Genomic DNA, 21,722 nt, shown 5'->3' on the forward strand with positions numbered 1-21,722 from the left:
GGCGGCGGGGTCAGGGTCGAGGCCAGGGGCTACCTGTCGGGGCACACCACGCCAACCCACGCCCCCCGACCCCCCAACCGCCGCCCCCAGACGCCCAGCGCAGCGTCGGCCAGACCGGAGCCCCGACCCCGACTGCCCTAAAGACCCCGACCCGGGCCCAAACCCCGACTGGAGGAAGACCCCGACCGTAGTGGCGGTGCCCCGACCGCTGTGGCCGTACCCCGACCGTCGTGGCAGTGCCGTGACCACACCCCCGACCCCGACCCCGACCCAGACGGTAGTCAGCCGCCAAACCTGCCCCGCAGCAACGCGCGCAAATCCACGATGGGCTCGAGCACCGCCCCTTCGCGCGGGCCCGGCAGCGGGTGCAGCGGCGGCTCCGGTTCGCCGATCGTGACCCGCTGCATCGTCTGCCGCACGCCGGGGTCGAGAAAGCGCGAGAGTTGCGAATAGGCGAAATCGGCGCCCATGCGCGTGGCGTAGCTGTGCAGCGGGTATGTCACATAGAGCTCGTGGCGCGCGCGCGTCATCGCCACATACAGCAGCCGACGCTCCTCCTCTATCTGCGCCTCGTCGTTCGCCAGGCGGGCCATGGGGAACACCCCATCGCTGGCGTGGATGACGAACACCGCGTCCCATTCCTTCCCCTTGGCCGAGTGCACCGTGGAGAGGATGAGTGCGTCGTCCTCGTCGGTGCTCCCCACCGCCAGATCCTGCGTCGCCGCTGGCGGCTCGAGCGCCAGCGTGGCGAGGAACGTGGTACGGTCGGGGTAGCCCGCGGCAATGGTCTCGAGCTGGTCCAGATCCGCCATCCGCGGCGGCGCGTCGTCGTACGTCGCCTGCAGGAGCGGGTCGTACAGCTGCCGCACCAGCCGGATGCTTTCGGCGGGGCTGTGTGGCTGGTCCTGTCGTTCCACGCGCCGCATGCCGTCGAAGAGCGCGGCGATCGCCAGCAGGCCGGGGCGCGACCGCGCGGCCGCGCGCACCGCGCCGAGGGCCATGGGTTCCCACTGGTGCTGGGCCAGCAGTTCGATGGCCGCGCGCGCCGTGGCGTCGCCCACGCCGGGGAGCAGCCGCAGGAGGCGGTACCAGCTCACCTCGTCGCGCGGGTTCTCGAGAAGGCGCAGGAACGCCAGCAGGTCCTTGACGTGCGCCGCCTCGAGGAACTTGAGCCCGCCCCACTTCTCGTACGGAATGCGCCGGTTGGCCAGTTCGATTTCGAGATCGGCGCTCAGGTAGCCGGCGCGAAAGAGCACCGCCATTTCCCGCAGGGGCGTGCCCTGCTCGTGCAGTTCCAGCAGGCGGTCCACCACGAACGCCGTTTGCGCCGCCTCGTCGCGCACCGTCACCAGCCACGGGGCCTCGCCGCCGTCGCGCTCGGTGAAGAGCCGCTTGGAGTACCGTTCGGTGCTGCGCGAGATGAGCACGTTCGTGCTCTCGAGAATGGGCGCCGTGCTGCGGTAGTTCTGTTCGAGCGTGATGATGCGCGTGCCGGGAAACTGCCCCGGGAAGTCGAGGATGTTGCGGATGGTGGCGCCGCGGAAGGCGTAGATGCTCTGGGCATCATCGCCCACCACGGTGAGGCGGCCATTGGTACAGAGACCGCGCAGAATGCGCGACTGCAGCGGGTTGGTGTCCTGATACTCGTCCACGAGCACGTGATCGTAGAGCGCGCGCAGCTGCTGGGCGATGGGCGGCGCCTGCTCCAGCAGCAGCGCCCACGAGAGCAGCAGGTCGTCGTAGTCGAGCAGGTTGCGGTCGGTCTTGCGCCGCACGTAGTCGGTGAAGCACCGCTCGATGTCGCCGGTCCAGCTGAGGAAGTGCGGCCACTGCTCGCCGAGGATATCCGCCACCTCCTGTCCGGTGTTCACGTGGCGCGAATAGATCGCGAGCAGCGTTTCGGCGCGCGGGAAGCGCGGGGCGCCGCGGGGGGCGTTCTTGAGGTCTCCATAGCCCAGCGCCGAGCGGGAGAGCCCCATGAGGTCGCCGGCATCGCCCTGGTCGAGAATGGTGAAGTCGGCGGGGAGGCCGGCCGCCGGCCCGAAGCGGCGCAGCAGCCGGTGCGCGGTGCCGTGGAAGGTGCCCCCCTGTACCTGTCGCGAATCGGAGCCGACCAGGCGCTCGCAGCGGCTCACCATTTCCTGTGCGGCACGCCGCGTGAAGGTGAGCAGCAGGATGCGGTGGGCGGGCACCCCGCGGTGGATGAGCGCGGCCACGCGGTGAATGAGCGTACGCGTCTTCCCCGACCCCGCCCCGGCCACGATGAGCAGGGGGGTATCGCCGTGACTGGCGGCGTCGGCCTGGGCCGCATTGAGCGCCGGTCCCTCGGGGGCCGGGGGCGGCGCGACGACCCGTCGGGCCGGCAGTGGGGTGTGGACGCGGGGGAGATCGTCGGCCATCCCCGAAGATACGCAGAAGACGGGCCCCGCAGACAGCGGCGGTGACAGGCGACGCCCGTCCGGGGTACGGCAGCGACCGGACGGGACCCTGGCGCCAACGCGGCCGGCCTCGCCCCGGTGCCGGGTCCGTGACGTTGGCGGGGGGCGGCGCGTCCCTGTCCCATGAGGTACCGTTCCTGAGCGCGGTGCGGGTTTTCTACGGGTCGTGATGTGGATAACTCGCCGGGACGGGGCCAACGTGGTAACATTGTGACAGGCGACCGGAAACTCGGGGGATCTCGGCGGCTTGACCGTGCCGCCGATCACCCCTAGGTTTCGCGCTTGCTATTGTCGCGAGGAGTGTGTGCGCCATCCTACCCTTGGATGGGCGCGGCACTGCTGGTGAGCAATAGGAGAGGGGCCCGCATGCTGGCGGAGCTTGGACCGTCCAGCTGGTGGGGTAGGGCTGCTGCCGTGGGTACGGCAGCGGGCAGGTCTTCCGGGCATCACGCTGCATCTGTACGACACTGAACTCCCTTCGGCCGCTCCCCGATACGAGATCAGGTCCCCTGCACTGCGGTGTTGATGAGGCGGTCGCCGACTGGCGGCGCCTACCACAGCAGGTCTGTTGTAGCGCGGGTACCCGACCCACGCGACGGCAACTACCTCCACTACCTCGCAAGAGGGGGATGAATGCAACTCTTTTCTCGGAACAAGGCGCTCGCCGCCCTGAGCCTCGGTGCCCTGGTGGCACTCGGTGCTTGCGGTGACGACGTCACGGTGCCCGTAGCACCGGCGGCTCCGGTGGTCATCTCGATCACCCCGCCGAGTGCGTCGATGAACGTCGGCGAGGCGCTGAACTTCGCCGTCCAGATCACGGGCGGCAGCACGACGGCCGCGCCGACGCTGTCGTCCTGCACGTCCAGCAATGCCGCCGTGGCCACGGCCGCGGTGCAGGGCTCGGCGTGCCGCGTGACCGCGGTCGCCGCGGGTAACGCCACGGTGACGGCGGCGGCCTCGACCGGTCAGGTCGCGGCGGCGTCGGTTACGGTGTCGGCCCCGACGCCGGCCATCACGTCGCTCGCGGTGTCGCCCTCGGCGGCGCAGCTCGGCGTTGGCCAGTCGGTCACGCTGGTCCCGACGGTGCAGCCGGCTGGCCGCACGGTCACGTTCACTTACGCCACCTCCTCGGCCGCCACGGCGACCGTGAGCGCGGCGGGTGTGGTGACGGCGGTGGCTCCCGGTGTCGCCACCATCACGGTGACGGCGGCGGGTTCGGGCGCGGGCTTTGCCAACGCCAGCATCCAGCAGGCGGTCACGATCACGGTGTCCGAGCGGACGCCTGGCCTCACGGCGCTCAACGTGCAGCCGGCCACGGTGGCGCTCGCGCTCGGTGGCACGCAGGCGCTGACCGCGTCGGTCCAGGGCCCGCGCGCCTCGGCCGCGACGATCACGTACGGCACCAGCGCCCCGTCCATCGCGACGGTCAGCGCCATGGGTGTCATCACGGCGGTTGGTCAGGGTACGGCGGTGGTGACGGTGACGGCGCAGAGCACCGAGTCCGGTGCGTTTGCCGCCTCGTCGGTCACGGCCCTCGTGCCGGTGACGGTCTCGCCGAACGCGCAGGTCGTCATCACGAGCCTCACGGACAACGGCAGCACGATCGACATCACGAACGTCGCCGGCCAGTTCGAAGTGAACCTCTCCGTGCAGCCGAACGGCCAGAACGTGTCGTCGGTGCAGGCGTGGGTCTGCGACCCGGCCGAGACCGTGGCGCAGTGCGCCGCGCGCACCAACGGCGTGCCGGCTGCGCAGCAGTCGTTCACGGCCGCCGGTGCGCAGGCCTCGAACGTCCAGCTGTACATCAACTCGGCGGAGTTCAGCACGCCGAACTTCACCACGGGTGAAGACGCGAACACGCTGTACAAGAACGGCCTCCGCACGATCGTGGCCACGCTGACCACGACCCCGGCCGCCGCGTCGACGATCGCGTCGAACAACATCTCGCAGGTGAACTTCAACAACCCGGACGGCTGGACCATCCAGTGGACGCAGCCGACCAACCGTGCCAATGCCTCCAACGGCATCACCTGGTACGGCGGTCCGAGCACGCCGGATCCGCTCGTCCCGGGCGCCACGTCGGGCGACGGCTCGTTCACGGTTGTGCCGGTCATCTACACCCCGAACCGCACCATCGCCTCGGCCGTGCTCGGCTTCGTCGACGCGGGCGTGGCCACCTTCTCGTGCGGGTCCACCATCCAGGCGACGCAGCGTCCGTTCCGTGCCGCCTACGGCACGAGCGCGCGCAACACGACGCAGGGTTCGCTGTACTTCAACTGCGGTACGCGCCCGACGCTTGGCGTCGCTGGTGCCGTGTCGGACGCAGCGGGCTACTCGCCCTGGGTCTCCAGCTCGGTTGACAACAACAACGCCGCTGGTCCGAACAACACCGGCCTCACGCCGGCTGCGGCCACGTCGATCTACACGCCGATCAACGCGGCGGGCAACCCGGCGTTCGCCGGTCGCTTCCGCCAGTCGCTGGCGTTCCGCCCGAACACCATCTTCATCCCGGGTGACTACCGCTCGCCGGTCGTGAACAACTACGACGTGCGTGGTGGTGGCGGCACGGGCACCTTCGTCGACTCGGCCTGGACCAACGGCACGTACTCGATGGCTGGTGGCTTCAGCAGCAGCACGGGCGACCCGCTGCGTCTGACCGTCACCGACGGCGGTGTCGGCCTGCTCGGTTCCGGCTCGACCACGTCGGCTCGTAACACGCAGTTCCAGGTGTGCGCGTTCCCGGCCACGATCTCCGCGACTGCGGCCACGAACTGCACCGAGCCGATCGCGACGGGTGGCATCACGGCCACGGTGGCCTCGATGAACATCCCCGAAGCGGCCGACCTGACCAACCGCGCGTACATCACGCAGGTTGTGGAAACCGATCGCCTCGGCAACCGTGGCGTCTCGGTGCTCTCCACGTGGAGCAACAGCAGCACGGGTGAGTCGCAGACGCAGACGGCCGGCATCAACACCACGTCGACCTTCCCGTCGTCGTTCGGTGTCGACCTTACGGCGCCGACGGTCGTGGCCATCCCGAACACGGGCACGGGCGCGATCACCGGCTTCACCCGTACGGACGTCGACTCGATCTACGCCAGCACGGCCAGTGGCCTGAACACGGCCGGCGCCATCGCGTCGGAAGCCGCGGTCTTCGCGGTGCGCTTCACCGACAGCCGCGCGGGCTTCCCGACCTGTACGACCACCAGCACGAACTGCTTCGGCAACAACGCAGCCAACGTGCGTGGCGGTAACTTCCAGATCACCCGCCGCACGGCGCCCGCGCTCGCGAACGTGAGCAACGACGCCCTGGTCGAGAGCCTCGTCAACAGCGGCACCGCCGCTGGCCGCACGTTCCGCAACTCGATCGACGCGGGCGTGTTCAGCCTCGACAACTCGGTCCGTGAGTTCTCGATCGCCCTCGGCAGCGTGGCCGGCCGCAACAACCTGACGACTGGCCTCCCGGCCAGCCTCGGCACGGCGGTTGATGGCTACTACACGTTCTCGGGCACCATCACCGACCGCGCTGGCAACAGCCGCGATCTCACGCCGCGCACGGTGGCCGTCGACAACTCGTCGCCTGCCATCTCGAGCCTTACCGCCCCGGCCGTTCTCACCGGTGGCCAGACGGTGACGTTCACGCCGACCGCGTCGGACGCGCTCGAAGTGATCTCGGCTGACCTGCAGCTCACGTACGGCCAGCTTGGCAAGACGGATGGTACCCAGGTTGCGGCGACGCTTCCGACGGGCCTCCGCTTCTGGCGCGTGCCGAACTTCGCGAGCGGCGGCAACCCGGTGCTCGGCCTCTGGAACAATCCGTTCCAGGCCGTCACGAGCGGCAAGCTGGCCTACGTGATCGGCGCGGGCACCACCCTGGGTGGCGGCCTCAACCTGCCGATTGCGTTCGTCCAGCAGCTCATCACGGTGGACGGTGCGGACGCGCCGATCGCGCCGGCCGGTTACGCGACCTTCACGGACGTCAAGCCGTCGGCCGCCTCGGCCCGCGTCTACGACATCCGTACCACGTCCACGCGTGCCTTCACCGACCTCGGCCGCTCGTCGACCGTAGGCACGGTGACCATCGGCGGCGGTCAGGTCCCGACGTCCACGAAGGATTGGACGACGGCGACGGGCGGCTCGGGCATCACCTCGTGGCAGCTGTTCAGCTCCACGGGCGGTGTGGCCGAGTACCGCGCCACCACCTCGACGTCGGTCACCAACCCGCCGTTCACGGCGGTGCACGTGATCCGCGCCGGCACCACGGAGTGGGAGTACCTCGGCACCGCGACCTTCGCGGGCACGGTTGACCAGGGTGCGCTCCGCTTCTACCGCTACACGTTCACGTTCGCGGGCGTCAGCCAGGGCCAGTTCAACCAGGCCGGCCTCACCGGCGGCGACATCATCCGCGCCATCGGTGTGGATGCGAACGGCAACGGTCTGTCGTCGCGCAACGGCCAGTTTGGTCTCGCCAACGCGATTCCGGCTGGTACGACGATCAACGCCGCCACGGCCGCGATCTCGGATGGTGGCACGAACGCGGTGGCGCTCTCGCTCACGCCGAATCCGGCTGGCGTCAGCATCGCCTACACGTGCTCCACGTCGTCGCCGTTCCTCACGGCCGCGATGACGGGCCCGGCTACCTGCACGCTGACCGCGCAGGGTGTTGCGGTGGCCACGGTCAATGCCGATGTGGTCTTCACGGCCACCGGTGTTGCTGCGGGCACGAACACCAACACGATCACCCGCACGGTGCAGTTCACCCGCGTTCCGTAACAACGGAGTAGGGTGGTAAATCAGAGGGCCTCACTCCTTCGGGAGTGAGGCCCTTCTGATTTGCGCCAAAGTTGCGATCTTACAGGCGCCCCGCGTTGCGGGGCGTGTTCGTTTCCACCCAGCCCACAACATCCCATGAAGACTTCCGTTGTCCGCGTGTTTGCTACCCTCTCGTTCACCACCCTGGCCGCCTGTTCGGGTGATGCGGCAGGCAGCTCCCGGCTCAATAGCCTCGATGAAGGCATGACCGTGGATCAGGCCGTCGACGCCATGGGCGCCGGTCCGCTCACCGCCACCGGCAGCGACACCGTGCGCCTGGTGAACGGCTACCGCCGCATGCGCTACTTCCTCAACGGCGCCAACTTCGAGGTGGTCTACGCCCGCGATCTCGAGGGCAACGTTTCGGAGCCGCTACTGCAGGCCAACGAAACCCCCGCCGTCTTCAAGGACGGCAAGCTGGTGGGGTGGGGGTGGAAGTACTACGTGGAGGAAGCCATGCCCAAATTCATGCTCCCCACCCCGCTGCGTGCCGTGGACACCATGCAGGTGTACAAGGCGGACAGCGCCAGGAAGGACAGTGCGCCCGCCCTCCCACCCGGTATGCAGACGCCGGAGCAGGCGGAGCCACCGGCCTCGCCAAAGGCGAATCCGCCGTCCGCCGCCCCCGGCTCCAAGAGCTGAGGTCACCACCGGGCAGTACCGCTGCCCGGCTACCACCCGGCAAGAAGGCGGCATAAACAGCACGGCCCCGGCGATTGCTTGCCGGGGCCGTGCTGTTTGCTCCTGCTGTTTGCTCCTGCTGTTTGCTCCCCCCGCGAGCTCACGGTGACCACCGCCGTTGGCGATGGTCACCGTGGGCCACGGCGCCTTACGGCACGTTGGCCGTGAAGGGGATGGGGCTGCCAAGAATGCTGCCCGACACCGTAGCAGTGACGGTACGCGCACCGCTGCCGCTGGGCATGACCCATGCGCCGGACGAGGCCAGGCCGCTGGCGTCGGTGACCGCGGTGACCGTGGTGCCCCCGCTGATCGTGCCGCTTCCGCTCCCGACCACGAACGTAACGGTGACGCCGAGTACCGGGTTGTTGAACTGGTCGCTCACCCGCACCGTGGGAATGGACGTGACCGCCGTGTTCGCCGTAGCACTCTGCGTAACCGCCGACAGCGCGGCGGCCTGCGAGGCCGCCAGCGCCGTGCCGGTGACGCGCCACGTCACGTCGGGCGTGAGCGTGAGGCCGTTCACCAGGACACGCAGCCGGTAGTCACCGGCCTGCGTGCCAATCCGCCACGAGGTGAGCTGCGCGAGTCCATCTGCGCCGGTGGTGCGCGTAGCCCCTACGAGCGTGTTGATGCCATCGAGCGACTCGAAGGTTACGGCGGCCCCGCTGACCGGGTTGCCGTTCGCGTCCACGACCCGGGCAGTAGGGATGGGCGAGATGAAGCTGTTGACCGGGAAGTTGGGGGCAACGGAGTCGCCCACCACCACCACATTGGCCGCCACACCCGCCGTGGCCGTGGCCGTGAAGGTCACGCTGGGCACGTTGTTGATGCTGGCGGTGAGCGTCTGCACGCCAGCCGTGTTGCCCAGGCGCCAGCTGCCGAGCGTGGCCTGACCGGCCGCGTTGCTGACCGCCGACGCCCCGGTGAGCACGCCCGTGCTGGCCGTGAAGGTGACCGTGACCCCAGACACCGGGTTGCCGCGGTTGTCCCGCACCACCACCGACGGCGCGACGGGGAGCAGGGAACCGGCGACGCCCGTCTGGTTATTGCCCGCCGAGATGCTCAGCGAGGCCGGGGCGCCCGGGGTGGCCTGCGCCGTGAAGAGCACCGGCTGCACGGTAATGCCCGAGGCGGTCGCGCGCAGGGTGTTGGTACCGGGGGTCTCACCCAGCGTCCACGCGCCAACCGTGGCCGTGCCGTTGGCGTCGGTGGTCTGCCGGCGGGCGACCGCCGAACCACCGCCGTCGATGACGTCGAACACCACTTCAATGCCCGACACCGGGTTGCCCAGCGCGTCGGTGATGCGAACGGCCGGGTCGATGGGGAGGGTACGACCCACCGTGGCCGATTGGTTGTTGCCGGCGAGCGCCACCATGCTGGTGGCCGCCCCCGGGCGCGCCACCGCCGAGAACACCACCGGCGGGAGCGAGCCCACCGCGGCGGACAGCGTGTAGGTGGCGGCCGTGCTGCCCAGCTGCCAGCCATCGGGCGACGCGACACCCTGCAGGTTGGTGGTGCGGGTACCGCCCACCACCGTGGAGCCGGTGGAGGCGGTGAAGGTCACGTTGGCCCCCGCCACCGGGTTGCCGTTGGCATCGACCACGCGGATGCTGGGCACCGGCGTGACCAGGGCGCCCACCGTGCCGGTGATGCTGGTGCTGGTCTGCGCGCTGATGCCCGCCGCCGTACCGGCCGTGCCGTTGGCGGTAAAGGTGACGGGGTTGGACGTCACGCCGTTGGCGACCACGAGCGCGGTGAGAGTGTTGGTGCCCACGTTGGCGCCCAGGGTCCACGACCCCACCGTGGCCACGCCGCTGGCGTTGGTGGTGGCCCCGGCGCCGGTAACCGAGCCGCCGCCGCTGGAGACGGAGAAGAACACCGACGTGGCGTTGACCGGGTTGTTGAACCGGTCGCGCACGATGACCGACGGCGGCGTGGGCACCACCGACCCGGCGGTGGCACTCTGGTTGTTCCCCGCCTGCACGGCCACGTTGGCCGGTGCGCCCGCCGCCGCGGCGGCGATGAAGTTGATCTGCGTGGTGACACCGGTCACGGTGGCCGAGACACGCTGCTGGCCGGCGGTGCCGCCCAGGCGCCAGCGAGTGCTGGCAACACCGGTGTTGTCGGTGGTGTCCACGGCCGGCGTGACCGACCCGCCGCCTTCGGCGACGGCAAAGGTGACCACGATGCCGCCCAGCGCGGCGCCCCGGTCGTCGGTGACCTTGACCACGAGGGGGTCGCTCACGAGATCACCGACCGTGCCGGTGATGTTCGTGGCACTGGTGGCTGCGAGCGTGGACGGCGGGCGGGGGCCGTCGTCGCCGTTGCAGGCAGCCAGCAACGCGGCCGTGGCGGCCAGCGCGGCCCAGGAGAACGAAGCGCGTCTCTGCATGGGAGGCAATGAGGTGTGAGGGGGAGGCCGGCGCACGGGCGTGATACCGACAGTGGGCATTCATACGGGAGCGATTACCCCGCATGTGGGCAACGCGTGACAGTAATGCCCAATGCCTCGACTGGAAAGACTCGCCGGACCCGCAGGTCGTGCAGCGTTACCCGTCGAGCACGGACTGATATGCGGAGGGAAACGGCACGGCCTCGAGGCCGAAGACGCGCGCGGTACTGTGCGCCACATCACGTTCCACGGCGGCGAGCGACGGGGTACGCACGCCGGCGGCGACGCACTCGCGCGCCACGGTACTCATGACCACGCCATCGATGCCGCAGGGCACGGTGTGGCCAAAGGTGGCGAGGTCGTTCTCCACGTTGAGCGCCACGCCGTGCCACGTGACCCAGTCGCGGGCGTGCACCCCAATGCTGGCGAGCTTCACGCGGCTGCCGTCGGCGCGGGTATGCCACACGCCGGTCAGCCCCTCCACACGGTGGCAGGACAGGCCGTGCGGCGCGAGGGCGCCAATGATCACCTCCTCCACCTGTCGCAGGTACCAGTGCAGGTCCTTGCGGTGGCGCTTGAGGTCGATGATGGGGTAGGCCACGAGCTGTCCGGGCTCGTGGATGGTGACATCCCCCCCGCGCTCGACCTCACGCACCTGGATGCCGTGGCTTTCCAGGTACGCCGCCGGCGCCAGGAGATGGCCGGGCTTGGTGCTCCGCCCCAGGGTGACCACCGGCGGGTGCTGCACGAGCAGCAGCAGGTCCTCCGGCAGCGCGCCACTGATGCGCGCCGCCGCCGCGCGCTTCTGCAGCGCCCATGCGGTGTCGTACGGGGTGAGGCCGAGGGGGAGGGTGTAGAGGAGCACGGGAGATAGGGGAAGCACCGAAGAACTGACGACCAGAAACTACCACTACAAACTACGAACTCCCCGCCGTTCGCGAGATCTCCTCTTGAGCGGAGATTGCGTGATTGGCGGGGAGTTTGTAGTGCGTAGTGAGAGTCTTCAGTTGTCGGTTAACTGCCTACGCGGCGAACATCTCCTGCAATACCGCCAGCATTTTCTGCTGGGTTGCCGACGTGAGCGCACCCAGTTTGCGCGACAAGCGAACCCGATCGATCGTGCGGAGTTGATCGAGGACCACGTGACCATCCTTCCCGCCGAACCGGCACGCGACGCGGAACGGATACGGATGGGCGCCTGTCGTGAGGGGTGCCACGATGTACGTGGCCAAATGCGCATTCAGCTCATTCGGCGAAACGATGACACAGGGACGCGACTTGCGGATCTCACGCCCGACGGTGGGGTCGAGATTCACGAGATACACCTCGCCGCGGCATGGTGTGGGGGCTACCACATCCACTCCGTGTCGTCGAAGTCCACCGCGGAGACGCCGTCCAACACCGCCTCCTGGGGACCACGTGCGGCTGCTTCAGCCCATCCTGCTCTTGGGGGGGTCGCCGACCTGATGGTGATGGTCCCCGGTTCGGCCACGATCTCCACATCATCCGCCAGCGCCGCGTGCTCCAGCATCGCTTTGCTCAGGCGGACTCCACGGGAATTGCCGATTTGGACGAGGCGGGATTTCATGCGCATGGGGATTCACGCGAATCGGGTGTAATTACACTGTAACTACAATACTATCCCGAAAGGGCCGGATTCGCCATCGCGTACACAATGCCGCAGCGATCCCGGCGATGACGCATCGAAAAACTGCGCGTGCTATCAATCGAACGCGGGTCCGCGCAGGTAAACTGATCACCGACAACTTTTACCAAGAACGACAAACTCCCCGCGGGCCGCGAGATCGTCCGAACGGAGAGATCTCGTGAACGGCGAGGAGTTTGCAGTTCGTAGTTTCAAGTCTTCAGTTGTCAGTCAACTGCCTGTTACGCGTGCAGCATCTTCCCCATGGAATCGAGGACGGCCTCACCAATGGCCTCCGACAGCGTGGGGTGCGCGTGCACGGCGAGATCGATTTCCTCCACCGTGAACTCGTTCTCGCGCGCCACCACCAGTTCGTGAATCATTTCGGTGGCGTGGGCGCCCACGATGTGTGCGCCGAGGATTTCGCCGTACTTGGCATCGCGAATGATCTTCACGAAGCCGTCGGTCTCGCCGCTGGTGCGCGCGCGGCCGTTCGCGCTGAAGGGGAACTTGCCCACCGTGTACTCGCGCTTCTGCTCCTTGCACGCCGCTTCGGTGAGGCCGATGCTGGCTACTTCCGGGTGGCAGTAGGTGCAGCTGGGGATGTTCTGGTAGTTCACCAGGTGCGGGTGCTGCCCACCCAGCAGGTCGGCCAGCACATGCCCCTCGCGCGAGCCCTTGTGGGCGAGCATCTGGTTGCCGGCCACGTCGCCAATGGCATAGTACCCGGGCACGCTGGTCTCGAACTTCTCGTTGATCTTCACGAAGCCGCGCTCGCTCTTGGCAATGCCCACCGCTTCGAGGCCGATCTTCTCCACGTTGGGCGCCCGGCCGGCGGCCACGAGCACCTTCTCCACCTCGAGCGTCTGCGTCTGCCCACCGGCGTCCACGGTAAGCGTGGCGCCGCTCTTGGTGACCTTCACGTTGGAGATCTTCGCGCCGGTGAGCACGTCGATCTTGCGCTTCTTGAAGGCCTTGGCGAGTTCGGCGCTGCAGTCGGCGTCTTCGATGGGGAGGATGTTGGCCGCCACCTCGATGAGCGACACCTTGGTGCCGAAGCTGGCAAACACGTCGGCAAACTCGCACCCCACGGCGCCGGCGCCCACCACGGCCATGGTGGCCGGGGCCTTTTCTGCCACCAGTACGTCGTCGCTCGACAGCACGACGTGCTTGTCCAGTTCGAGACCGATCTGCGGCAGCCCCTTCACGCGCGAACCGGTGGCAATGACCACCGCCTTCTTCGCCTCGTGCGTTTCCTTCTTGCCGTCGGCCAGAGTGACCGTGACCTTCTTGCCCTTCTCGATCACGCCCTCGCCACGGATGTGCTGCACCTTGTTCTTCTTGAGCAGGAACTCCACGCCCTTGGAGTTCTGCGCACTCACGGAGCGCGAGCGCTTCATGGCGGGGCCGAAGTCCAGCGTCACCCCGTCGAGGGTGATGCCGTGCTCGGCGGCCTTGCCGAGCTTCTGCGCGAGGCCGGCGCTTTCGAGCAGCGCCTTGGCGGGGATGCACCCCCAGAGCACACAGGTGCCGCCCAGCGCTTCGCGCTCGATGACGGCGACCTGCAGCCCCAGCTGGGCGCAGCGAATGGCACACACGTAGCCGGCGGGGCCGCCGCCGAGGACGATGACGTCGAACGAAGCCATGGGGAGTTCGGCTGGAATTTCAGTGAAGGCGCCGGAGTGGGCGCAGCGTCCAATCTAGCGGGACGCGCGGGTGCAGGGAGATCGGCGCGGTCCGGGTCGGGGTCGCCGTGTGGGTCGGGGTCGCCGTCTGGGGCGTGGTCCGGGTTCACCGTGCCATCACGGAGCTCACCGAGATGGTGGGAGGCCATGGAGAACGGCGACGGCATGCAATGAGGCAGTGCTCGGTGCCCTCGACCCCCTCGGTGATCTCCGTGCGTTCGCGTTTCCCCTCCAGCGGGACGCGCGCGTGCAGGGAGATCGGCGGGGTCCGGGTCGGGGTCCGGGTTCACCTTGCCATCACGGAGCTCACCGAGGTGGTGGGAGGCCATGGAGAACTGCGCAGGCACAAAAAGAAGCAGTGCTCGGTGCCCTCGACCCCCTCGGTGCTCTCCGTGCGTCCGCGTTTTCCCTCCAGCGGGACGCGCGCGTGCAGGGAGATCGGCGGGGTCCGGGTCGGGGTCCGGGTTCACCGTGCCATCACGGAGCTCACCGAGGTGGTGGGAGGCCATGGAGAACGGCGACGGCATGCAATGAGGCAGTGCTCGGTGCCCTCGACCCCCTCGGTGATCTCCGTGCGTCCGCGTTTTCCCCCGACCCCGACCCCGACCCCGACCCTACCCGGGGTGCAACGTGCGCGTTACCGCCGCACGACGCTCCGCACACCGTCGGAGAACACCACCTCCGTCGCCCGTCCGCCGGTGGCCACCTCGGCCCCAGGGCGCCGCACGAAGCCCATCAGTTCGCCCGTGGCCGCGTCACGAACCATGGCCATGCGATAGCTCGCGTTGTCCCAGCGCACGCGTACCCGCCGCGCGGTGCGATCGAGCGTCGCCCCCGGATCGCCTCCACTGACAGCCGCCGCCGCTCGCGGCACCCCTGCCCGCTGCAGCGCCGCTCGCAGCGGGACCCGCGTGTCGCGCACCCGCACCGCCGCCAGCCGCTCCTCCAGCGTTGCCGACCAGGGCAGCACCACCGCGAAGTGCCGCTGTTCGTGGCCGGGCTCCACGTGGTCCACCACCGAGCTCTCGAGCGGCAGGCTGCCCAACACGGCGCCCCCGTCGTCGAGCAGTTCCACCTGGTGCGAGGCATTGCGTGCGGCGGGGGTGATGGGCGCCTGCACACGGAACGCCGGTTCCAGCTCGATGCGCCCGTCGATCACCCGTCCCCACACCAGCAGCCCCTCCCCCTTCACCGCCGCTTGCGCCGGCGCCCCGAACCCGGCGGTGCTGCGGTAGTTCATCACCGCGGTCCAGTTGTAATCGCTGATCCAGTTGTTGTTGCAGTAGCTCATGATGTCGGTGGCCGTGTTGGGCACGATGGCATTCGTGCTGGGGTTCCACCCGAAGCCGCCAATGACGCCGCCCGCGTACGGGTAGTTCAGGTCCCCGGTCGTGCCGCACGGCGCGTGACTGCGGGAGAAGTTGTGCCCCCACTCGTGGGCGGCCACGTTGTCGCCGCTGGGCAAGTAATCCCAGCCAATGGCGGCGCGCCCCGGCACGTAGCCGTACCCGGCAATCCCACTGCTGTAGCGGACGCGTACGACGCCATAGTAGTGCGCGGTGCCGGGCGCCCCATCGGTGGTGCGCAGCGCGTTCATCTCGCTCAGCACCGTGAGCCAGCGTCCATTGGCGTCGTTGCTCTGCAGCGTGTCGGCGCTGCTCGTGAACGGCGCGCGCACATCACTCACCACCTCCTGCACCGGGAAGAGGCGACGCGTCGTGACGAGGAAGCTCTCGCGGTTGGCCGCGGTAACCCGGCCCGTGTCGTTGCCGGTGACCACCGGCACGAAGCGCACGATGAAGGGGGGCACTGGAGTCACGGTGATCAACTGCGGCGCGCCGTTGGCGGGCCACACATTGTCACTGCGGTTTACGTCGGGCACCGTCTGCGCCGGATCGAGTTCGACCAGGACCCGCATACCGGGGCGCACGCTGGTCGCCGGCACCGGCAGGTTCCACGTGGACGTGAGCACCCCCTCGGCGATGGCGGTGCGCACGGCCGATTCGGGGGCCGCGAGCGTCGTGGTGCTCACCAGCGTGGCACCGTCGTAGAGGCGGACGCGCACATCGGGGCGCGCACTGTTGGCGGCCGTGGCGGTGACGAAGACCCGCAGCAGCGCATTGCGGTTGGCCACCAGCGCGACCGAGTTGTCGAGCTTCTGGATGGCCTGCGTGAGGTACACCGCGCTGATGGTGAAATTGGTGCCGGCGCCGCCCGCGCTGTAGGCAAACGACGCGGTGGCCGTGCCGCCGGTGGCCACGCTCACCGTGCTGCTGGCGGGCGTGGGCGTGAAGGTGGTGCCGCCACTGCTCACCGTGGCCGCACTCACCGTCCAGCTTCCCGGGGCGAGGCCGCTCACGGTGCCCGCGCCATTCTGCGTGCGCGTGCCCCCTGGTCCGGAGAGGGTGAACGCGGGCGTGCTGCCGGCGGGGAGGCCGCTGGCCGCAATCGCGATGCTGCCGCCCGGCAGCGTGTACGACACCGTGGCACCGGCCGCCACGGCGGAGGCGGTCACGGTGACGCTCTGCGTGGCCGGCATGGGCGTGTAGCTTGCGGCGCCCCAGCTCACCGGTGCCGCCGTGACCGTGTACACGCCGGGGGGGAGCAGACCCAGCGTGGTCGTTGCCGTGAGGGCGCGGGTGAAACCGTTGGGCCCGCTCACGGTCACGTTGGCATTGGTACCGGTTGGCAGCCCCAGCACGGCCACGGCGAGGGAGCCGGTGATGCGCGTGTAGGTCACGCCAAGGACCAGCGTGTCGCCGGCCATCACGGTGGTGTCGCGCGAGACAGGCGTTGGCGTGAAAATGGCACTTCCAGTGGTCACAATCGAAGCAGTTTGGCGCCAGCGTCCAGGCATTGCTGGGAGAATACGCCTGGTGCTGGTTGCCGAGTAGGCTTCGCCCGACGGATCGATCAGCTGGATGGCGGCGGCCGTGCCCGTGGGCAGGCCGCTCACCGGCACGTCCACCACGGTCGGTACGAGCACCCAGTTCATCGTGGCGGTCGCCGGGGTGGCCCCTGCCACCACATCTACGCTGGCGCTGCCCAGCGGCACGCCGAAGGCCCCGGTCGCGCTGCGCACGGCCCGGGGGGTGAGGGTGTAGCGACCGGGCTCGAGTCCGCGCACCGTGTCGGAGGCGGTGAGGGTACGGGCAAAGCTTCCCGGCCCGGTCACCCGCACATCGCCGGCAAGGCCCGCCGGCAACCCCACGAAGGTGACCGCGAGGGAGCCCGAGGCCAGCATGTACGACACCGTCGCGGTGGACGTGCCACCGGTGGTAATGGCCAGCGGCTGCGTGGCCGGTGTGGGGGCCCAGCGATCACCACCGGCCAGGATGGAGGTCGCCGTGACGGTGTAGCTGCCGGCGGGCAAGGAATCCACGGTGGCATGGCCGGCGACGCTGCGGTCCACGCCGTTGCCGACCAGACGAATGGCGGCCGCCGCGCCCGCGGGCACTCCCGTCACCTGGAGCGTCAGGCGCCCCACCTGGGCGGCGTACGGTACCGGGGCCGGCGCGGCCGTGAGTGACGCCACCACGTCCACCGCGAGCGTATCCGCGGCCGGCCGGAAGGTGATCCCCTGCTGCACCACCGGCGCACTCACCACCCGGTAGCGTCCGGGTTCGAGTCCAACAAGGGTGGTCGTGGCCGTGAGGGCGCGCAGGGTGCTGTCGCTGCCCGGCCCCAGCACACGCACCGCCGCCGCCACACTGGCGGGAAGCCCGGTCACCGCCACCGCGAGGCTGCCGGTGGCCACGGTGTAGCCAATGGCCACGCGGGCGGTATCACCGAAGCTCACGGTGCTGTCGAAGGTGACGCGGGCGGGAGCGAATCGCGCCCCTTCGGCCAGCACCGGCGCCGCGGCCACCAGCCAGCGTTCCGCCTCCGTGGGGACGTCCGTGCGTTGGGTGGCGGCGAACGTGCTGCCCTGCGGGGCGGCGGTTGGGGTGCCGCCGGGCGCGGTCACCGTAACGGCGGCGGCCGCGGTGCCCGGCAGTCCGGTCACCGTCAGCATGAGCAGTGACGGCGCGGGGCGATAGACGGCCGCCAGCGACACCGGCACGGCCGGGGGGACCGCGAGTTCGAAGCTGTCCGGGGCCCCAACCCAGCGTCCCAGCGGGGTGCGCACCGGGCGCACGGTCGCCAGGTAGCGTCCGGCGGGGACATCGCTCCAGCTGGTCCCGGCGCTGGCGCTGCGCGAGAACGAGGCGCCGGGGAGTGGGCCCACCAGCTGCACATCGGCGGCCGCTCCGGCGGGGAGGCCGCTGCTGGCAATATTCACGATCCCCGGGGCCACCGGGGCCGGGGTGATGGGGGGCGGCGAGGTCGGCGGGGCAGCGGTATCGCTCGTACCGCTGCATCCCGCCAGCAGGTAGGCCGCAAGAAGGGTGGCGCCGTGGCGCCGAAGCAGATTGCGCATTGTTCGTCTGAGCCGGGGTCCGATCTCAGACGACCCGGGTGCGCCGACGCCACGCGCCCGGCCTGCGGTGTGACACCCGGAACCAGCTTCCGGCCCAAGGCGCCCACACTGAACTGGCCGGTGGAGAAACACTGAACTGACCGGTGGAGAAAACGAGAAAGGGGGAAAAGGAGGCATTCTCCTCTTCCCCGATTCTCCTGTTCTCCCACGATCAATTCCGACCGGCTGTCGACGGCGTCGTCAGCAGAAGGGTCGCCCTAGAACAGCATCATCATGGGCGCTTCCAGCAACTGCCGCAGCGTCTGCAGGAACTTCGCCCCCACGGCACCGTCGATGATGCGATGATCGCAGCTCATGGTGACGCGCATCTTCTGCCGCGGCACGAACTGGCCGTTCTCCCACACCGGTTTGGTTTCGGTGGCGCCCACCGCGAGAATGGCGGCCTCGGGCGGGTTGATGATGGCGGTGAACTGGTCGATGCCGAACATCCCCAGGTTGGACACGCTGAAGGTGCCACCGCTGTAGTCGGCCGGGGTGAGCTTGCGCTCGCGCGCCTTCTTGGCGAGATCGCGCGCTTCCCTGCCGATGGTGCCGAGCCCCTTGAGGTGCGCGTCGCGGATGACGGGCACGATGAGTCCGTCGTCGGTCGCGACCGCCATGCCCACGTGCGCCGCGCTGAAGTAGCGGATGCTGTCGCCCATCCAGTGCGCGTTGACTTCCGGATGGCGCGTGAGCGCGATGGCGACCGCCTTGATGACAATGTCGTTCACCGAGACCTTGAACTGGTCGCCCGCCGCCACCATCTGCTCGCGCAGCGTGCCCACGTTCGTCATGTCGATCTCCGACGTGAGGAAGAACGTGGGGATGGGGCCAATGCTCTCGCCGAGGCGGCGGGCAATGGTCTTCCGCATCTGCGTCAGCGCCACATCCTTGAACGCGCCGTCGATCTGGAGAGCCGTCGTCGTGGCGCTGGGAGGCACGGAGGCGCTGGGGCGCGGAGCGGCCGCGACGGGAGCTGCCGCGACGGGAGCTGCCGCGGAGGCCACGGAGGCGGCCGCCTGTTCGATGTCGCGCTTGATCACGCGACCGCCCGGGCCGGTGCCGCTGATGGCCTGGAGATTGAGCCCCTTCTCGGCGGCAATGCGTCGCGCCAGCGGCGAGCTGCGCACGGGGCCGCCGGGTACGGGTGCGGGGGTGTGCTCCGCCGTGCCGGCGGGCGGATGCGCATGCTCCCTGGCTTCCACCGGCGGCGCCGGCATAGCGCTGGCGGGCACGGCCTGGGGCTGCTCCGACGGCGCCTCCGTGGGGGCGACGGCCGGCGTGCCGCCGGCCAGCGCCGAGATGTCCTCGTCGGCGGCGGCAATGACCCCGATCGTCACCCCCACCGGACTCGTGGCGCCCTCCTCGATGAGGCGCGCGCGTAGGATGCCGTCGCCACGCGCGACGAGCTCCATGATCGCCTTGTCGGTCTCCACCTCGGCCAGGGTATCGCCGTTCTTCACGACGTCGCCGACGTTCTTCACCCACTTCACGAGACGCCCCTCTTCCATGGTGGGAGAGAGCGCCTCCATCATCACTTTGGTCGCCATGTGGTCGCCTGTAGGGTGAACGATCAGTCGAGGTAGAGAACCTGTTTCACCGCCGCGATCGTCTTGGGGACGTCGGGCTTGGCGGCCTTTTCGAGGCTCTTGGTGTACGGCATGGGCGCGTCGGCCTGATGCACGCGCAGCACCGGCGCGTCGAGATGATCGAAGCAGTACCGCTGCACATAGTCGACCACCTGCGCGCCCACGCCGCACAGCTCCCATCCTTCCTCGACCACCACGGCGCGGTTCGTCTTGCGCACCGATTCGGCAATGGCATCCACGTCCATGGGGCGAATGGTGCGGAGATCCACCACATCACAGCGGATCCCTTCCTTGGCCAGCAGGTCGGCGGCCTGCATGGCCACGAGCACCATCTTGCCGTGCGTGATGAGCGTGCAGTGCTCGCCCTCGCGCTTGAGGTCGGCCTTGCCCAGCGGGATCACGTACTCCTCGTCGGGCACCTCGCCCTTCGTGTTGTACAGCATCTCGCCTTCGAGGAAGCACACCGGGTTGTCGTCGCGGATGGCCGCCTTGAGCAGCCCCTTCGCGTCGTAAGGCGTGCCAGGCGCGACCACCTTGAGGCCGGGGATGTGCGCCAGCCAGGACTCGAACGCCTGCGAGTGCTGCGCCGCCAGCTGCAGCGCGGCGCCGTTGGGCCCGCGGAACACCAGGGGCATGGGGAACTGGCCGCCCGACATGTAGAGCATCTTGGCCGCCACGTTCACCACCTGATCAATGGCGAGCAGTGCGAAGTTCCACGTCATGAACTCGATGATGGGACGCAGGCCGCACATGGCGGCGCCCACGCCCACCCCGGCGAAGCCGAGCTCGGTGATGGGGGTGTCCACCACGCGCATTTCGCCGAACTCCTGCAGCAGCCCCTTGGACACCTTGTAGGCACCCTGGTACACGGCGACTTCCTCGCCCATGAGGAAGACGCGGTCGTCGCGGTGCATCTCTTCGCGCAACGCCTGGTTGAGGGCGTCGCGATACGTGATTACTGGCATGGTCGTGGCGGTCTCAGCTCGTGGTTTCGACGAGGATGTCTTCCATGAGCGCCTCGAGCGGCAACTCCGGGCTCGCTTCCGCGAAGTCGATGCTGTCCTGGACGATCTTCCTGATCTCGTCGTCCATCGCGGCCACCTCGGCCGCCGTGATTTCACCGGCGTCTTCCATGCGCTGGCGGTGCAGGGCAATGGGATCGCGCTTGAGGTACTGCTCCAGCTCTTCCTTGGTGCGGTAGGTACCGCTCACCGCGTCGGACATGGAGTGGCCCATGAACCGGTAGGTGCGCACTTCGAGCAGCGTGGGCATGCTCTCCTTGCGCGCGCGCTCGATGGCCTCGGCGGCGGCCTTGCGCACCGCCAGCACGTCCTGGCCGTCGACCACGTCACGCGGCATGTCGTACGAGGCGCCGCGCTTGTAGATGTCGTGAATCGAGGAGGCGCGCTCGAGGGCCGTGCCCATGCCGTAGCGGTTGTTCTCGATGATGAAGATGCAGGGGAGCTTCCAGAGCGCCGCCATGTTGAGCGCCTCGTGGAAGGCGCCGGTGTTCACCACCGACTCGCCCATGAAGCAGGCGATGACCTGGTCGCCGCCGCGGTAGCGGATGGCGAACCCCACGCCGGTGGCGATGGGGACATGCCCACCCACGATGCCATGGCCGCCGAGGAACCCCAGCTGCTTGTCGAACATGTGCATCGAGCCGCCTTTCCCCTTCGCGCAGCCGTCCTGACGCCCGAAGAGTTCCGACATCACGGCCCGCGGCGTCATGCCGCGCGCCAACGCCTGCCCGTGGTCCCGGTAGGTGGTGATGATGTAGTCGTCGGGGCGGAGCAGGGAAATGAACCCGGTGGAGACGGCTTCCTGCCCGATGTACAGATGGCAGAAGCCACCGATGCGGCCGATCGCGTACATCTCGGCGCAGCGTTCCTCGAAGCGGCGCTGCAGGAGCATGCTGTAGAGCAGCTCCGTGTGCAGCGCGGCGGTGTGGTCCGTCTTCACGGTCACCTGGGTGTCGGATTTCTTCTTGGGAGGCATCGGAACAACAGAGGGGAGTGTTG

11 protein-coding genes and 1 pseudogene are annotated in these 21,722 nt (G+C 68.9%); 2 read left to right on the forward strand and 10 right to left on the reverse strand.

Translation table 11 applies throughout. The features are described from left to right. Positions 1–281: 281 nt before the first annotated feature. Positions 282–2,399 (reverse strand): ATP-dependent helicase, encoded by a 2,118-nt coding sequence (locus O9271_RS14840; RefSeq protein WP_298271290.1) that lies wholly within the window; start codon positions 2,397–2,399, stop codon positions 282–284. Positions 2,400–3,071: 672 nt separating this feature from the next. Between O9271_RS14840 and O9271_RS14845 the strand changes: the two genes are divergently transcribed. Both O9271_RS14845 and O9271_RS14850 read left to right on the forward strand, forming a co-directional pair. Next, complete coding sequence (locus O9271_RS14845; RefSeq protein WP_298271292.1) at positions 3,072–7,211, forward strand: Ig-like domain-containing protein; 4,140 nt, start codon at positions 3,072–3,074, stop codon at positions 7,209–7,211. 135 nt (positions 7,212–7,346) lie between these two features. Further along, complete coding sequence (locus O9271_RS14850; protein ID WP_298271294.1) at positions 7,347–7,892, forward strand: hypothetical protein; 546 nt, start codon at positions 7,347–7,349, stop codon at positions 7,890–7,892. Between the two features lie 187 nt (positions 7,893–8,079). Here the strand turns inward: O9271_RS14850 and O9271_RS14855 are convergent, their stop codons facing one another. From O9271_RS14855 to pdhA, 9 genes and pseudogenes are all read right to left on the reverse strand, one after another. Then, entirely contained in the window at positions 8,080–10,323 is a 2,244-nt protein-coding gene (locus O9271_RS14855) for an Ig-like domain-containing protein (RefSeq protein ID WP_298271296.1), read from the reverse strand. A gap of 157 nt (positions 10,324–10,480) precedes the next feature. Beyond that, positions 10,481–11,188 (reverse strand): lipoyl(octanoyl) transferase LipB, encoded by a 708-nt coding sequence (gene lipB / locus O9271_RS14860; protein WP_298271299.1) that lies wholly within the window; start codon positions 11,186–11,188, stop codon positions 10,481–10,483. A 157-nt stretch (positions 11,189–11,345) separates the two neighbouring features. Further along, the gene (locus tag O9271_RS14865; protein WP_298271301.1) at positions 11,346–11,678 is read right to left on the reverse strand and encodes a type II toxin-antitoxin system PemK/MazF family toxin; all 333 of its coding nucleotides are present in this window, start codon (positions 11,676–11,678) and stop codon (positions 11,346–11,348) included. Then, complete coding sequence (locus O9271_RS14870) at positions 11,672–11,917, reverse strand: AbrB/MazE/SpoVT family DNA-binding domain-containing protein (protein WP_298271303.1); 246 nt, start codon at positions 11,915–11,917, stop codon at positions 11,672–11,674. The genes O9271_RS14865 and O9271_RS14870 overlap by 7 nt, the downstream gene beginning before the upstream one ends. A gap of 293 nt (positions 11,918–12,210) precedes the next feature. Continuing rightward, the gene (gene lpdA, locus O9271_RS14875) at positions 12,211–13,614 is read right to left on the reverse strand and encodes a dihydrolipoyl dehydrogenase (protein ID WP_298271305.1); all 1,404 of its coding nucleotides are present in this window, start codon (positions 13,612–13,614) and stop codon (positions 12,211–12,213) included. A gap of 676 nt (positions 13,615–14,290) precedes the next feature. Further along, positions 14,291–18,073: a hypothetical protein gene (locus O9271_RS14880; RefSeq protein ID WP_298271308.1), complete on the reverse strand. Its 3,783-nt coding sequence runs from the start codon at positions 18,071–18,073 to the stop codon at positions 14,291–14,293. 257 nt (positions 18,074–18,330) lie between these two features. Then, positions 18,331–19,662 (reverse strand): dihydrolipoamide acetyltransferase family protein, encoded by a 1,332-nt coding sequence (locus tag O9271_RS14885; RefSeq protein ID WP_298271310.1) that lies wholly within the window; start codon positions 19,660–19,662, stop codon positions 18,331–18,333. A 23-nt stretch (positions 19,663–19,685) separates the two neighbouring features. After that, on the reverse strand, positions 19,686–20,822 hold the full coding sequence (locus tag O9271_RS14890; protein ID WP_343213925.1) for a pyruvate dehydrogenase complex E1 component subunit beta: 1,137 nt from the start codon (positions 20,820–20,822) through the stop codon (positions 19,686–19,688). Then, a pseudogene (pdhA, locus tag O9271_RS14895) lies at positions 20,710–21,699 on the reverse strand (pyruvate dehydrogenase (acetyl-transferring) E1 component subunit alpha); the annotation flags it as partial. The gene O9271_RS14890 and the pseudogene pdhA, both read right to left, overlap by 113 nt. Positions 21,700–21,722 lie beyond the last annotated feature (23 nt).

Origin of the sequence: Gemmatimonas sp. (assembly GCF_027531815.1) — a bacterium.
GTDB lineage: Bacteria > Gemmatimonadota > Gemmatimonadetes > Gemmatimonadales > Gemmatimonadaceae > Gemmatimonas.